8 protein-coding genes are annotated in these 14,275 nt (G+C 66.2%); 4 read left to right on the forward strand and 4 right to left on the reverse strand.

What is annotated here, in order from left to right; translation table 11 throughout:
- Positions 1 to 654: 654 nt before the first annotated feature.
- Positions 655 to 1,650, reverse strand: coding sequence for a LacI family DNA-binding transcriptional regulator (locus tag ACCQ01_RS13310; RefSeq protein ID WP_115005109.1), 996 nt, complete (start codon positions 1,648 to 1,650; stop codon positions 655 to 657).
- Positions 1,651 to 1,812: 162 nt separating this feature from the next.
- On the opposite strand from ACCQ01_RS13310, the gene ptsP reads away from it, so the two are divergent.
- From ptsP to ACCQ01_RS13330, 4 genes are all read left to right on the forward strand, one after another.
- Positions 1,813 to 4,329 carry a phosphoenolpyruvate--protein phosphotransferase gene (ptsP, locus tag ACCQ01_RS13315; protein ID WP_228432185.1) on the forward strand — a complete coding sequence of 839 codons (2,517 nt, stop codon included), beginning with the start codon at positions 1,813 to 1,815 and terminating at the stop codon, positions 4,327 to 4,329.
- Positions 4,326 to 5,282: a 1-phosphofructokinase gene (gene pfkB / locus ACCQ01_RS13320; protein WP_228432188.1), complete on the forward strand. Its 957-nt coding sequence runs from the start codon at positions 4,326 to 4,328 to the stop codon at positions 5,280 to 5,282. Before ptsP ends, pfkB begins: the two co-directional genes overlap by 4 nt.
- A 152-nt stretch (positions 5,283 to 5,434) precedes the next feature.
- Positions 5,435 to 7,174, forward strand: a complete 1,740-nt coding sequence (locus ACCQ01_RS13325; protein WP_228432191.1) for a PTS fructose transporter subunit IIC — start codon at positions 5,435 to 5,437, stop codon at positions 7,172 to 7,174.
- A 171-nt stretch (positions 7,175 to 7,345) separates the two neighbouring features.
- On the forward strand, positions 7,346 to 8,623 hold the full coding sequence (locus ACCQ01_RS13330) for a carbohydrate porin (protein ID WP_228432194.1): 1,278 nt from the start codon (positions 7,346 to 7,348) through the stop codon (positions 8,621 to 8,623).
- A gap of 237 nt (positions 8,624 to 8,860) precedes the next feature.
- Here ACCQ01_RS13330 and ACCQ01_RS13335 read toward each other — a convergent pair whose 3' ends face one another.
- The 3 genes from ACCQ01_RS13335 to ACCQ01_RS13345 are packed head-to-tail and all read right to left on the reverse strand — an operon-like array spanning position 8,861 to position 14,270.
- Positions 8,861 to 9,511 (reverse strand): hypothetical protein, encoded by a 651-nt coding sequence (locus tag ACCQ01_RS13335; RefSeq protein WP_228432197.1) that lies wholly within the window; start codon positions 9,509 to 9,511, stop codon positions 8,861 to 8,863.
- 40 nt (positions 9,512 to 9,551) lie between these two features.
- Entirely contained in the window at positions 9,552 to 13,592 is a 4,041-nt protein-coding gene (locus ACCQ01_RS13340; RefSeq protein ID WP_228432199.1) for a coiled-coil domain-containing protein, read from the reverse strand.
- Positions 13,593 to 13,628: 36 nt separating this feature from the next.
- Positions 13,629 to 14,270, reverse strand: a complete 642-nt coding sequence (locus ACCQ01_RS13345; RefSeq protein WP_228432201.1) for a DUF1629 domain-containing protein — start codon at positions 14,268 to 14,270, stop codon at positions 13,629 to 13,631.
- Positions 14,271 to 14,275: the final 5 nt, after the last annotated feature.

Consider the following 14,275-nt stretch of genomic DNA (forward strand, 5'->3'; position numbering starts at 1 on the left):
ATCAGGTGTAGAGCGGCTGATCTGCGGCTTTGCTGCAGGGCCCTTGCACGCCTACCCTCGCGGGACACGGCGCAAGTACGTCCATGTAGCCTCTTACGCGGCATCCATGCCGCGTAAGGTCCCGCGACGGTAGGCGGGCAAGGACCAGTCGAGATGATCGGTGTGCATGGTTGCCAGCAGGGCATGACGTGCTTCTAATTGGCCAGCTATCGTGTTCTGCGAACCATGCCAGCAAGCCTACGCAACGTGCGAGGCGACCAGCTTTTTATCCAGCTACCGACCAACGTCCTGGTGCGGTGTCCTTACCGATTGCGGGACCGTGTGGAGGCATGGATGCCGCCGCCGAACCCCAGGGACGGGTTCACAGCGTGTCCCGCGAGCGGTGAGGGCACCGCACGCGCGACGAGCCAGGATTTTTGGCCGGCGCTGGCGCTACTTCGGGACAGTTAGATACCCGGCCTGCGGGCGCCGGTGGAGCCACGCACCACGCAGCGGCCGGTCATCACCATGCGGCGAATCGGCAGCTGCGGGCTGGCCAGGCGTTCGAGCAGCAACGCCCCAGGGACGGGTTCACGGCGTGTGCCGCGAGCGGTGAGGCACCGCACGCGCGACGAGCCAGGATTTTTGGCCGGCGCTGGCGCTACTTCGGGACAGTTAGATACCCGGCCTGCGGGCGCCGGTGGAGCCGCGCACCACGCAGCGACCGGTCATCACCATGCGGCGGATCGGCAGCTGCGGGCTGGCCAGGCGTTCGAGCAGCAGCGACATCGCCGCGCGGCCCATGTCCTCCACCGGCTGTTCGACCACGGTGATGCCGGGTTCGACCAGATCGGTCCAGCGCTCGTTATCAAATCCCGCCAGCGCCAGGTCCTGCGGCAGCCGCAGGCCGGCGGTACGGGCGGCCTTCAATGCGCCCATCAGCAGCAGGCTGTTACTGGTGACGATGGCCTCGGGGCGGTCGGCGGCGGCCAACCACTGCTCCAGTTCGGCAATCGCGGCCTCGGCGGTGGGTGCCACTTCGCGGTAGTCCGGTGCCAGACCCTGGGCATGCATGGCGGCCAGGTAGCCGTCGCGGCGCTCGGCCGCGGTGGTGCTGGTGCTGCCGAACAACCCGCCGATGCGGCGGTAGCCCTGCGCTTGCAGATGCGCGACCAGCTCGGCCATGGCCGCGGCGTTGTCCAGCACCACGCTGTCGTAGCGGCTGCCGGGGCCGGCGCGGTCCACCAGCACGGTGGGGTAATCCAGCACCAGTTCGTGCATGCGCCCCACCGTGACCCGGGTGGGCGCGAAGATCAGCCCGGTGATGCGTTCTTCCTGCATCAGCTCCAGGTACAGCGCCTCGCGCTCGGGATCTTCATCGGTATTGCACAGGGTCACGCGCATACCGGCCTTGTAAGCGACCTCTTCCACGGCACGGATCAGCGCGGTGAAGTACGGGTTGCGGATGTCGGCCACGATCACCCCGAGGATGCCGGAGTGCTGCGAACGCAGCCGACGCGCCATCAGGTTGGGGCGATAGCCGGTCTGGCGCACCGCAGCTTCCACCTTGGCGCGCACTTCTTCGCTCACCGGGCCGGTGCCCAAGGCGCGCGACACCGTGGACTTGGACACCCCGGCCACGCGGGCCACGTCATTGATGCTGATACTCACTGGGACCGTTCCCGCTCCATATTGCGCACCTGGACCCAGGCGCCCTGCGATTCCGATGCTAACCCGAAAGCACTACAGGGTTTTTGTGCACCGCACATTGACCTGGACCGTGGGAACGTTCCCACTATACTTCCCAGCCGTTCCCCACCCCCGGAGCCCGCCTTGTCCTCTCCGTCGATTGCCCCCGTCACCCCCGACCTGGTGCGCCTGCGCGCCACTGCCCGCGACAAGGACGACGCCATTGCCCAGGCCGCCCAGCTGCTGGTGGCAGCCGGTTGCGTGGCGCCGGGCTACGACGCCAGCATGCGGCGCCGCGAGGGCCTGGCGAATACCTTCCTGGGCCACGGCCTGGCGATCCCACACGGCGTAGGCGAAGACCGGCACCTGGTGCGCCGCGACGGCATCGCGGTGTTGCAGCTGCCCGAGGGCGTGGAATGGAACCCCGGCCAGACCACCCGCCTGGTGGTGGGCATCGCCGCCCAGTCCGACACCCACATCACCCTGCTGCGCCGGCTGACCCGCCTGATCCAGGATCCCGCCCAGCTGGAAGCGCTGTTCACCACCGACGACCCGGCCGTGATCGTGGCCGCGCTGACCGGCGACCGCGCACCCGACACCAGCGCCGCCCCGGCCACCGACCTGGCCGAACGGTTCGAATGGACCATCGCCTACCCTAGCGGCCTGCACGCGCGCCCGGCCACCCGCTGGGCGGAGACCGCGCGCGGCTTTTCGGCCCGCGCCCAGGTCCGCGCCGGCGACCAGGCCGCCGATGCCAAGAGCCTGGTCGGCCTGCTGCAACTGGGCCTGCGCGCCGGCGACAGCATTACCGTCTCGGCCGAAGGTAGCGATGCCCCCGCCCTGCTCAAGCGCCTGCGCGCGGTGATGGACAGCCTGACCGCGCAGGAAAAGGCCGATGCCGAACGTGCCGCGCAACGCCGCGCCGCACCGGTCATCGGCTGGATCCCGCCGCAGGCACAGCCGGCCATCGTCGGCATCGGCGCCAGCCCGGGCGTGGCGATCGGCATCGTGCACCGCCTGCGTGCCGCACAGACCGAGGTGGCCGACCAGCCGATCGGCCTGGGCGATGGCGGCGCGCTGCTGCATGACGCCCTCACCCGCACCCGCCAGCAGCTGGCCGCCATCCAGGACGACACCCAGCGCCGCCTGGGCGCCTCGGACGCGGCGATCTTCAAGGCCCAGGCCGAGCTGCTCAACGACACCGACCTGATCACCCGCACCTGCCAGCTGATGGTCGAAGGCCATGGCGTGGCGTGGTCGTGGCATCAGGCGGTGGAACAGATCGCCTCCGGCCTGGCCGCACTGGGCAACCCGGTGCTGGCCGGCCGTGCCGCCGACCTGCGCGACGTGGGCCGCCGCGTGCTGGCCCAACTCGACCCGGCAGCGGCCGGCGCCGGCCTCACCGACCTGCCCGAGCAACCCTGCATCCTGCTGGCCGGCGACCTGTCGCCGTCGGACACCGCCAACCTGGACACCGACCGCGTGCTTGGCCTGGCCACCGCCCAGGGCGGGCCGACCTCGCACACCGCCATCCTGTCGCGCACGCTCGGCCTGCCGGCGCTGGTGGCCGCTGGCGGCCAGCTGCTGGATATCGAAGACGGCGTCACCGCCATCATCGACGGCAGCAGCGGGCGGCTGTACATCAACCCGTCAGAACAGGACCTGGACGCCGCACGCGCGCATATCGCCGAGCAGCAGGCCATCCGCGAGCGCGAAGCCGCCCAGCGCGCCCTGCCCGCCGAAACCACCGACGGCCACCACATCGACATCGGCGCCAACGTCAACCTGCCCGAGCAGGTCGCCATGGCCTTGACCCAGGGCGCCGAAGGCGTGGGCCTGATGCGCACAGAGTTCCTGTTCCTGGAGCGCGGCAGCACGCCCACCGAGGACGAGCAGTACCAGACCTACCTGGCGATGGCGCAGGCCCTGGACGGCCGCCCGCTGATCGTGCGGGCGCTGGACATCGGCGGCGACAAACAAGTGGCGCATCTGGAGCTGCCGCACGAAGAAAACCCGTTCCTGGGCGTGCGCGGCGCGCGCCTGCTGCTGCGCCGCCCCGACCTGCTCGAGCCACAGCTGCGGGCGCTGTATCGCGCGGCCAAGGACGGCGCACGGCTGTCGATCATGTTCCCGATGATCACCTCGGTGCCGGAGCTGATCAGCCTGCGCGAGATCTGCGCACGCATCCGCGCCGAACTCGACGCACCGGAGCTGCCGATCGGCATCATGATCGAAGTGCCCGCCGCCGCCGCCCAGGCCGATGTGCTGGCACGGCACGCAGATTTCTTCTCGATCGGCACCAACGACCTCACCCAATACGTGCTGGCGATCGACCGCCAGAACCCCGAGCTGGCCGCCGAAGCCGACAGCCTGCATCCGGCGGTGCTGCGCATGATCCGCAGCACGATTGACGGCGCGCGCAAGCACGACCGCTGGGTCGGGGTGTGCGGCGGGCTGGCCGGCGACCCGTTCGGCGCCAGCCTGCTGGCCGGGCTGGGCGTGCAGGAATTGTCGATGACGCCCAACGACATTCCCGCAGTCAAGGCGCGCCTGCGTGGCACGGCGCTGAGCGCCTTGCAGCAGTTGGCCGAGCAGGCGCTGAACTGCGAAACCGCTGAGCAGGTGCGTGCGCTTGAAGCGCAGCGCGAGGCCCAGGCATGAGCCTGCAGGCCATCACCGTTACGCTGAATCCGGCGATCGACCAGACCATCCAGCTCGATCGCCTGCAACCTGGCGCAGTGCACCGCGCCAGCAGCGTGCGCAACGATGCCGGCGGCAAGGGCATCAACGTGGCCGCCTGTCTGGCCGACTGGGGCAGCCAGGTCGCCGCGCTTGGCGTGCTTGGCGTGGGCAACGCGGGAGTGTTCGAAGCGCTGTTCCGCGAGCGCGGCATTACCGATCAATGCCAACGCGTGGCCGGCGACACCCGCACCAACCTCAAGCTGGTCGAAGCGCAGGTCAATGAGACCACCGACATCAATCTGCCCGGCCTGCAGCTGGGCCAGGCGCATCTGCAAGGCGTGGCCGATCACATGGCCCCGCTGCTGCGCGCCGGCTTGCCGGTGGTGCTGTCGGGCAGCCTGCCGGCCGGTTTGCCGGACGACAGCTGGGCGCAGTTGCAGGCCCAAGCCAGCGCCGCCGGTGCGCGGGTGCTGCTGGACACCAGTGGCGCGCCGCTGGTGGCTGCACTCGGTGCCGCTCCCGCCGCAATGCCGTATGCGGTGAAGCCGAACCGCCACGAGCTGGAAGCCTGGACCGGCCACCCGCTCGGCGACCACGCCGCACTGGTCGCCGCCGCGCATGCGCTGATCGCCCGTGGCATCCAGCTGGTGGTGATTTCCATGGGCACCGAGGGCGCGCTATTCGTACAGCACAACCAACAGCTCATCGCACGCCCGCCACGGCTGGCGCAAGGCAGCAGCGTGGGCGCCGGCGATGCCATGGTGGCCGGCCTGGCGGCCGCGTTGCTGGACGACGCCACCGCGCTGGAACAGTGCGCGCGGCTGGCCACGGCGTTTTCGATGTGCCGGCTGGAAAGCGGCGATGCGCGCCGGATTACGCCCGAAGGCGTGCGCCGCGCCGCCGCCGCCGTCGTCATCGAGGCGGTGCCGTGAGCGCAGCCGTACACCGGCCGCAGCGCGCTGCGCTGTACGCGCCATCGCCGGCCGCACCGCCTTGCTGCGCTGCTATCTGGCAGCCGCGCGCCTAGCCCTTCGAATCCCCCCGCCGGCTACGCCGGCGACCGCAATACAGCAGGAGTTTTGCCATGTCCTCTTCCATCGTGGTCATCGCCGCCGGCGAACGCAGTACCGAGGCCGTCCTGGCCGCCGAAGCGCTGCGACGTGCGGCCACCGCCGCCGGCCGCAGCGTGACGATCGAAATCCGCAGCGACCAGGGCGTGCTGGGTGCCCTGCCCGCCGAGCTGACCCGTGGCGCGGCCCAGGTGCTGGTGATCGGCGATGCCGACGCCGACACCGCCCGCTTCGGTGACGCGCCGCTGCTGCGCCTGAGCCTGGGCGCGGTGCTGGACGACCCGGCCGCTGCGGTCAACCAGCTCGCCACACCAGCAAGCGCTGGCGCCACGTCCAACGCGGGCGGTGCGTCTTCCAGCGCCAGCAAACGTATCGTGGCGATCACCTCCTGCCCCACCGGCATCGCGCACACCTTCATGGCCGCCGAGGGCCTGCAGCAGGCAGCCAAGAAGCTCGGCTACCAGATGCGGGTGGAAACCCAGGGCTCGGTGGGCGCTCAGGATGCGCTGACCGACGAAGAGATCCGCGACGCCGACGTGGTCATCATCGCTGCCGACCGCGAAGTGGACCTGGCCCGTTTCGGTGGCAAGCGGCTGTTCAAGAGCGGCACCAAGCCGGCGATCAACGATGGCCCCGCCCTGATCAACAAGGCGCTGGCCGAGGCCGGCGTGCATGGCGGCAGCGCACCGGCGGCTCGCGCGGCAAAACCCGAGGGCAAGGCCAACGGCCGCACCGGCGCCTACAAGCATCTGATGACCGGCGTGTCGTTCATGCTGCCGTTCGTCACCGCCGGCGGCCTGTTGATCGCGCTGGCCTTCGCGCTCGGCGGCATCTATGCCGGCGACGACGCGCACCAGGGCACGCTGGCTTGGTCGCTGTTCCAGATCGGCGCCAAGGCCGGCTTCACCCTGATGGTGCCCGCGCTGGCCGGTTACATCGCCTACTCCATCGCCGACCGCCCCGGCATTGCGCCCGGCATGATCGGTGGTTTGGTCGCCGCCAACCTCAACGCGGGCTTCCTCGGCGGCATCATCGCCGGCTTCATCGCTGGCTACGGCGTGGCCGCGCTCAACCGCTACATCAAGCTGCCGCGCAACCTCGAAGGGCTCAAGCCGGTATTGATCCTGCCAGTGCTCGGCACGCTGCTGGTCGGCCTGGCGATGATGTACGTGTTCGGTCAACCAGTGGCCGACCTGCTGGCCTGGCTCACCGCCTGGCTGCGCGGCATGCAGGGCAGCAGTGCGCTGCTGCTGGGCCTGTTGCTCGGCGGCATGATGGCCTTCGACATGGGCGGGCCGGTCAACAAGGCCGCGTACGCGTTCTCCACCGGCCTGATCGCCAGCCAGGTCTATACCCCGATGGCCGCGGCCATGGTGGCCGGCATGACCCCGCCGCTGGGCATCGCGCTGGCCACCTGGGTGTTCCGCAACCGCTTCACCCTCGAAGAGCGTGGCTCGGCCACCGCCGCCGGCGTGCTCGGGCTGGCGTTCGTCACCGAAGGGGCGATTCCGTACGCCGCACGCGACCCGCTGCGCACCATTCCCGCGCTGGTGATCGGCTCGGCCGTGGCCGGTGCGATCTCGATGTCGGTCGGCGCCGAACTGAAGGCGCCGCATGGCGGCATCTTCGTGTTGCTGATCCCCAATGCCGTGACCCATCTGGCGATGTACGTGCTGGCCTTGCTCGCCGGCGTGGTGGTCACGGCCGTGGCCCTGCGCCTGCTCAAGAAGCCGGTGGCCGACGTCATCGCCTGACGCCGGCACCCTGCGGCGGCCGCGTGCCGCCGCACCCGACGTGCCGGACGCGCGTCACCCCTGATCGATCACCGCTGCGCCGCGTACCGATGTGCGCCGCCAACGGCTTGCCCACCCACGTGCTGTCGCGTCCGCCATCTCGGCCACGCCCTCTTTGTTCGGAGTCCTGCCATGACCGCCCTGCCCTCCCACCGCGCCCATCCCCGTCTGCTGTGCCTGTCGCTGGCCCTTGCGCTGGCCCCGCTCGCCCACGCGCAGGACGCCGCCGACGCCTTCAAACTCAAGCTCGGCTACACCGGCGAAGCCGCCTCGATGATCGACGGCGGCCGCAAGGGCGGCGACGCTTACGCCGGCCAGTTGATGGTCGGCACCGACGTCGATCTGAACAGCCTGTTCGGCTGGCACGGCGCCACCGTCAAGGCCTATGTCACCAACCGTCACGGCACCAACCTGTCCAACAGCAGCATCGGCAACAGCACCTCGGTGCAGGAAATCTACGGCGGCCAGGGCACCCGCCTGGCTAACCTCACCCTGGTGCAGAAACTGTTCGACGACCGCCTGGAACTGGAAGCCGGCCGCAGCGTGGCCAACATCCATTTCCTCGGCTCGGACCTGTGCCAGTACTTCCAGGGCAACTCCGCCTGCGGCAACCCCACCTTCGTGTTCCGCACCAGCAACTTCACCTACTGGCCGGTGTCCAGCTGGGCCGCGCATGCCACCGCCTGGGTCACGCCCAAGGTCTACATGCATGTGGGCGCCTACGAGGTGAACCCGGTGCAGGCCCAGGATGGCCAGCACGGCCTGAAGTGGAGCACCGACGACACCACCGGCGTGGTGGTGCCCTACGCCATCGGCTACAAGAACAAGGGCGGCGACGGCACGCTGGCGGCGATGTACGAACTCGGCGGCTGGCAGGACAACTCCGACTACACCGACCCGCTGCGCGACCGCAACGGCAACCCGGCCGTGCTCAGTGGCCTGGGCTATGAAAACAAGCAGGGCCGCTCCGGGTTGTTTGGCCGCTTCGAACAACAGGTCACCAACCCGAACCCGTCCGGCACCCAGGGCCTGACCGTCTTCGCCGCCATTCTCAAGAGCACCAGTGGCCAGGCCATCGAGGATCACTTCGTGCAGCTCGGCCTGGTGCAGAAAGGCACCTTCGCCAGCCGCCCGCAGGACAACATTGCGTTCGTGATCACCCAGCAGAAATACAGCGACGAAGCCATCGAAAACCTGCGCCTGGCCCGCGCCTCGGCCGGCGGCACCGGCACCCCGGCCGACAACCAGATCATGATGGAGCTGAGCTACGGCATCCAGGTCACCAAGCGCCTACGTATCGCCCCGAACCTGCATTACGTAATCAACCCGGACCAGTTCAACGAACCGACGCGCAGCAACGATCTGAAGAATGCATTGATTGCGGGCATGCGGATCGACTGGAATCTGTGACCCGTCGAGAAGCTGCGCGCGTTGCGCGCATGCTTGGCGGGTACCACTGCCTGAAGTGAGTGGCGGGTGCGTTGCATCTGACTGCAGTGCAACGCATTACGTCGACTCGGTTGGCTTGGGCATTTACCGGTAACCCACGGAGTTCGATGAACCGCGTAAGCGCGCGACCACACTCGATGAGGCTTTGTCGGCCGCCCCTGTCGCGCGCAAGCCAGTCGCTGTAATGACGACGTCGCATCATTGCGAATCTGATGTCGCACGCAGATTGATCGCTCTGTATTGCCTTTGGTTGCCGTAACGCGGCCCATTCTTCTCCAAGGTGGCACAGAGCCGGCCTTCGCCACAGGGAGCTAGGTCGGCACGCGACACGCGATCCAGGTAGTCGATGGAAGCTCGAAGCTTTGCGAGTTCGGTTCGCTTTTCGTTGATGATGCCAACCGAGTAGGCCACCCCACCCAGCCCTAGCACGCCCGCCACGAGCATCGTGGCGGATGCGATTCCCATGCGGCGCGTGATCCGTGTCTCCAACGTCTGCTGCGCTTGCGCGTAACGCCGGGTGGCCTGTTGCAACGTCTCGTCCGCCGTGGCCATTTCTTTGTTGAATCGCTTGACGGCTGGCTCAAGAGTCTGCGTCAACGCCTGATTGGTCAACTGCGTCAGCGTCGGCAATGCATTCTCAAGCACCCGGTTGACCTTGGCATCGGCGCTGCTGGCCGCGCGTTGCAGCACTTGGAGTTGCTCGGCGACCACATCGCGCAACCGTTGTTCGCGCTGCTGCATGGATGCCATCAGCGTCGTCAGCACCGTGATGGTCTCTTGCAAAGACGCATTGGATGCGTTCAACGTCGCCATCATTTCCGCCATTGCGGCAGCGTCTTGCCTGTCCATGAGGTCTCCTAAACTCGGCTGGTCACGGAAGAGATTCTGACTAACCGCCGCCCCCTCCACCACCACCGCCTCCTCCACCGCCCCCACCGCCGTCTCCACCTCCGCCGCCGTCCCCTTGGGGACCGCTCTGCATCGGCCCCTTTGCAAACTCGGGCAAGGTCATCACCATCACCGGCCCGCGGCTGGTGTTGATTTCCGCTGAGACATCCATCCCAAGCGCCTGGCGTGTGGCGACCTGCTCCTGGGCCTCCTGCTGGGCCTGCGCCTCCAGGAAATCGTTGCCTTTTTTCAACAACGCCTGCGTGGCTGCGCTGTTGGCCACACGATTTAGCGCCTGCTCAATCGCCAACTCGTTCTTGGTGTCGAGCGCGTAGAGCACCTCGTCCACATCCGGGTCGCCGGTGATGGATTTTCGCTCGGTATGCAAAGAATCATCTGGCCCATCCCCTACCCCTGGACCGTTAGAGCGCTGAGTTAGATGTGGAAAGGTATCGGTTTGCTCAGCAGCTTCACTGGGCGAGCGACGCGCTTGCTCGCGCTGCGGGAACTCGTCGAGGCTTGGGCCGTCCACGCTTCGGGTCTCGTCGCGAACGAAGGGATAGGGTTCTCCGCGCTCGCGATGCTCCTTCCATTCCTGGTGGAAGCGTTCGTCTTCCCGATCTGCCAGCTCAATTTCCTGTTGCAGCTGGCGTAGCGAGCGCATGGTCTCCTCCAGGAATAGGGCACCGCCCGGGTCTGCGACGATGCGGTCCTGCGCCGGAGTCGATTGGGTGCGCAGGCCTTCCGCTTCCGCCGACCCGACAGGCAAGCGATTCTCTGCGCTGGCTTCCAAGGACTGCTCGCGTGCCTGCGCGAGGTGTGCTGCAGGCAGCAAAGCCGCCTCCTGATAGGCATGCAGCGCGTCTGAAGGACGGGGCTGCTCTGCCTTGGTTTCTTGCTCCTCAGGAGTGGTAAGCGCCTTGGCCTGCGATGCAATCAATGCTTCTGCTGTCGCAGGCTTAGTTTGAGCCATGACGCGAACTGGCTTTGCTTCCTGCTCACGAGCCACGTATTGCTGACGGACCGACGCTTGCTCCATCTCTCCTTGCTGCGTTTGCACCTGGTGATGCAGTGCTGGCGGCACCACATCGCCCCCCGCGCTTTGCGAAAGTCGGTTGTAATTTTCCAGCTCAGATGCAGGCATCTGAGGGCGCGCTATGTCGCGACTCTCCACTGCCGGCATTTTCAGCGCGTGCTCCGCTTCTTGCGCTTGACGCGGCTGCGCATCGCCTGGACCGGGCGTTTGCTTCAGCTGATCGCGCACGTCAGGAGCGAGGTGTTCGCGTGCCTGATGCTTCTGTGCCTCTGGCTGTTGGCGCGCGTCCTCCTGCTGCAACTGAGAACGCGACGTGTGCTGAGCAAGCGCGGCATCCTGAGCGTGCGATTGAGTGTCCGGCTGCGGCAAGGGCTCCTGACGCTGTGCCTGCTGCTGTTCGATTCCTTGAGTTTGCTGCTGCTGATCATGCGTTTGCTGAGCATGAGCTTCCTGGACTTCAACTTGCCGGGTTTCTTGAGCCTGGCGGTCTTGCTGCTCCCGCTGCTGGTTGTCCTCAGCTTGGCGTTCCTGCGCCTGTCGTTGCTGGACTTCTCTACCCTCACGCTCCTGCAGCTCGCGTTGCTGGCTGGTCTGTGCTTGCCGCTCCTGCACTTGGCGTTCGTTTAGTTCACGTTGCTGCTCTGCTTGGCGTTGACCTTCCAACACCGCGTGCGCCTGGACCGCTTGTTCGCTGTGTGACCTATCTTCATGCTCAGGCTGTGCCTGCTGGAGATGCTCGCGCACCTGCGCGGCATGCTGCTCTTGCGCGAGGCGATCTTGCTGTTCGCGTTCTTGCCGCGCCTGCGCCGCAATAGAAGCCTGCATGCGTGCCTGGAGGTCGAGCACTTGCTGCGGACTTGAAGAATCGGAGGTCGAGGTGTCCCCATCTCCCGTCGCTTCGGACGCCCGAGCAACGGTTGCCGATTCCTGTCGGTGGTCCCGCGTCTCACTCAACGCCTGCCGGATGTCTTCGCTGCTGGTGACGGCCACCACACGAGTGACCCCATCGCTGCCGCGTTGAAGGTGCGCGATGGGGCTGTCATAACCGTATTGCCCCGACTCATTACGCTGTAACTGCTGCATGGTCGGCCCCGTGATGCCATTGGCGTCCATGGTCCGCTGCGAAGCCAGCGCCACGGCCTGCTGGGTCTGCGGGTTGACGTTCAAATCGACGCCTGCGGCCCGGTAACGGTGCAGCAGCTCGTTGTGCTCCAGCTGCGCAGCCGTGGGCACGGGAAGCGCTTGGATTGCCGCCAAGGCTTCCCGAGAGCGTTCCAACGAGGGTTGCCGCAGTTGGTCGGTCAGTTCCAGCTCCACCGCCAGATTGCCACTGGCGACGCCATCCTTGCCGGACCACTGTCCTGTCTCAGTGCGCTGGTAAAGCTGAGCATCAGACCCCAGCACCGCGCCGGGCTTGGCCTGGGCGGCTTGGACGGCCGCCGGCACTTCGACACCGTAAGCCTGCGCCCGCTGCGCTGCATGGTTTTCCAAATAGGCCGCGGCGATGGCTTCGCGCCCGGTTGCGATGTTGCTTTCGATACGGCCCAGGGCTTCTTGGTTGAGCTGTTGCGCGCGTTCCGGGGAGGCGGTTTGGTGTTCGTAGCTGCCTCGGTCGTTGGCACCGGACACGGCGGTTCTGACTTGGCGTTCCCATGCCTGGCTCTCGGGATTGCGGTGCCAGTTCTGGTTGTCCAATCCCACCTGGTCGCTTGCACGGGCCGGGATGTTGAACGGGTTCTGGGGTGGCGAGACTTTGCCCAACGCCAACTCCACCGCCTTGGCGTTGGCCAGCGCCCCCAGCTCCTGCGATTTCTCATAGCTGGCGACCACGGGCTGTTCGCCCGACGTGCGGCGGCCATCCTGGGCGAGCTCGATGGCCGCTTCGCGCTGCCAGTTGCGACCGTTGAATTGCCACTCCACACCGGCCCTGTCGGTCTGGTGATAGATGGCGCGGTTGTCGAGCAATTCGGCGCCTTTGTCGAACGCCTTGCTCATCAACAGCGCATCGCCCACCACTAGGGCAGCAGGCACGAAGCCGCTGCCGCCAATCGCGGCGGCGGTGGACGCGCCACCGGCCCAGCCGCCCGCGTTGCGGGCAATGGCATGCTGAACTTCCGATTGCGCGGCAGTGGCATTGCCCTGTTCCAGCAGCTCCGCCGAACGGCGGGCGGTCACCACCGCATCCGCGCCGGTCGCTAACAAACCGCCCGAACGCACCAAGGTGCTCGCCGAAGCATTGCCGAGCAATACTTCCATGGACGCGGCACCGCGTTGGCCTCGGGGGACGCGCAGGTTATGTGCGGCCTCCTCACCGAGAATCTGCTCGACCTTGAGGATGCCTTGCTCGGATAAAACCACTCGCCCGTATTGATGGGCATTGGCGATAGCGAGCGACAAGCCGCTGCGCTGGAGTTGGAGGTCGCCGCCCCGGATGATGGCGCTATTGCTGACCTGGATCTGGTTGAGCGTGGAGACGATGCGCGACTCAGAGTGCGCGACGGCGCCCCAGCCGTGGTCTATTCCCGTGAAGCTCTTCAGGGCTTCAATTTGTTGGGCATAGGTCTGCTGGTAGGTCGGGATATCGCGGAAAAAGTCTTGAACCTTCTGATTGGTCTGCGCAGGGGTTAAACCAACGGGCGTATTGGTGTTCAAGTCCCCGTTGATCAGCCCGGCCTTGACCGTATCGCGTAGCTCTTCAACGCGCCGAACAACTCGATCCATCGCATCTGGATCACCACTCAAGGCAGCTCGACCATCGCGGGTCTTCTGAAGCCTCTCCAAGCGAAGCAGCATCCCACTTTGGTATTCGCCAAGTGGACCACCGCTATGCGGCGTAACCCCAATTGTTTGCGCAAACTGGGGACTGGCAGGAAGGAACAATCGGTTTTCCGGTGCGTGGATATCGAACTTCCCCGCCCGCTGAAGCTCATCAAGCAACTCGCTGTTCTTCAGCGTCTGCTGCTCAATATTGTGGTGGTCCTGAAAAAGCGTTCGGTAGTTCGGCACGGATCAGGCTCCTTCCTTGCGACATTGTGGCTCGCTTTAGCGGTTGACTACGTCGTAGAACCAAAGGCCGTCCGATTGTGCATCGGTGCCAATACCTGCTGCTTCCACAGCATCCTTAAATACTCGGTCGCAAAAGACGCCTCCATGAAAAGGCAACCTGAAGACGTGTGCGTCTCCCAGAACGTCACGCCTAAAAGCCAAGCGGATTTCGCCTGTCAGGTCGTAATACTTGCCCTCCTCAAAATCGTCACTGACCTCTATGTTGAGTATGGAAGCGTCCTCGTCCAGCGCATCCACCGTGCGGATCACATCGCACAGATAGACGTTCGGACCCTTCGAGCCATCGGCTAAACGATAGTCAGCGTCAGCGAAGGCGAAGGCTTCGGCATCCACTGACTCCATCACACGACGCAGACGTTCGGAAACCAACCAATAGCCGCTGAAGCCGCCCTCTAGGTCCTGTGGCAGCACGCCTTCGCTGGGTTGATAAAACAACCGGGGAGTCTCCCGCAAGGGTGGGAAGCCCCCACTTTCCGGCTTCAAAACGAGTCTGGGAGCAGTAAGGAGTGCGTCTCGGTTTTCAAAGACCACACCGTGGCCTTTGCCCCCCCGGCGAGCATCGGGGCGAAGGAGGAAGAACTCACCTTTTTTGGGTTCATTGATCATTGTTGTTTCCATGCGTT

Origin of the sequence: Xanthomonas sp. NCPPB 4037 (assembly GCF_041475695.2) — a bacterium.
Classification (GTDB): Bacteria; Pseudomonadota; Gammaproteobacteria; order Xanthomonadales; family Xanthomonadaceae; genus Xanthomonas; species Xanthomonas campestris.

Bases quoted from the DNA above. Each gene is read 5' to 3' on its own strand.
- ACCQ01_RS13325 (WP_228432191.1), top strand. From the start codon at position 5,435: ATGTCCTCTTCCATCGTGGTCATCGCCGCCGGCGAACGCAGTACCGAG.
- pfkB (WP_228432188.1), top strand. From the start codon at position 4,326: ATGAGCCTGCAGGCCATCACCGTTACGCTGAATCCGGCGATCGACCAG.
- ACCQ01_RS13335 (WP_228432197.1), bottom strand. From the start codon at position 9,511: ATGGACAGGCAAGACGCTGCCGCAATGGCGGAAATGATGGCGACGTTG.
- ACCQ01_RS13345 (WP_228432201.1), bottom strand. From the start codon at position 14,270: ATGGAAACAACAATGATCAATGAACCCAAAAAAGGTGAGTTCTTCCTC.
- ACCQ01_RS13330 (WP_228432194.1), top strand. From the start codon at position 7,346: ATGACCGCCCTGCCCTCCCACCGCGCCCATCCCCGTCTGCTGTGCCTG.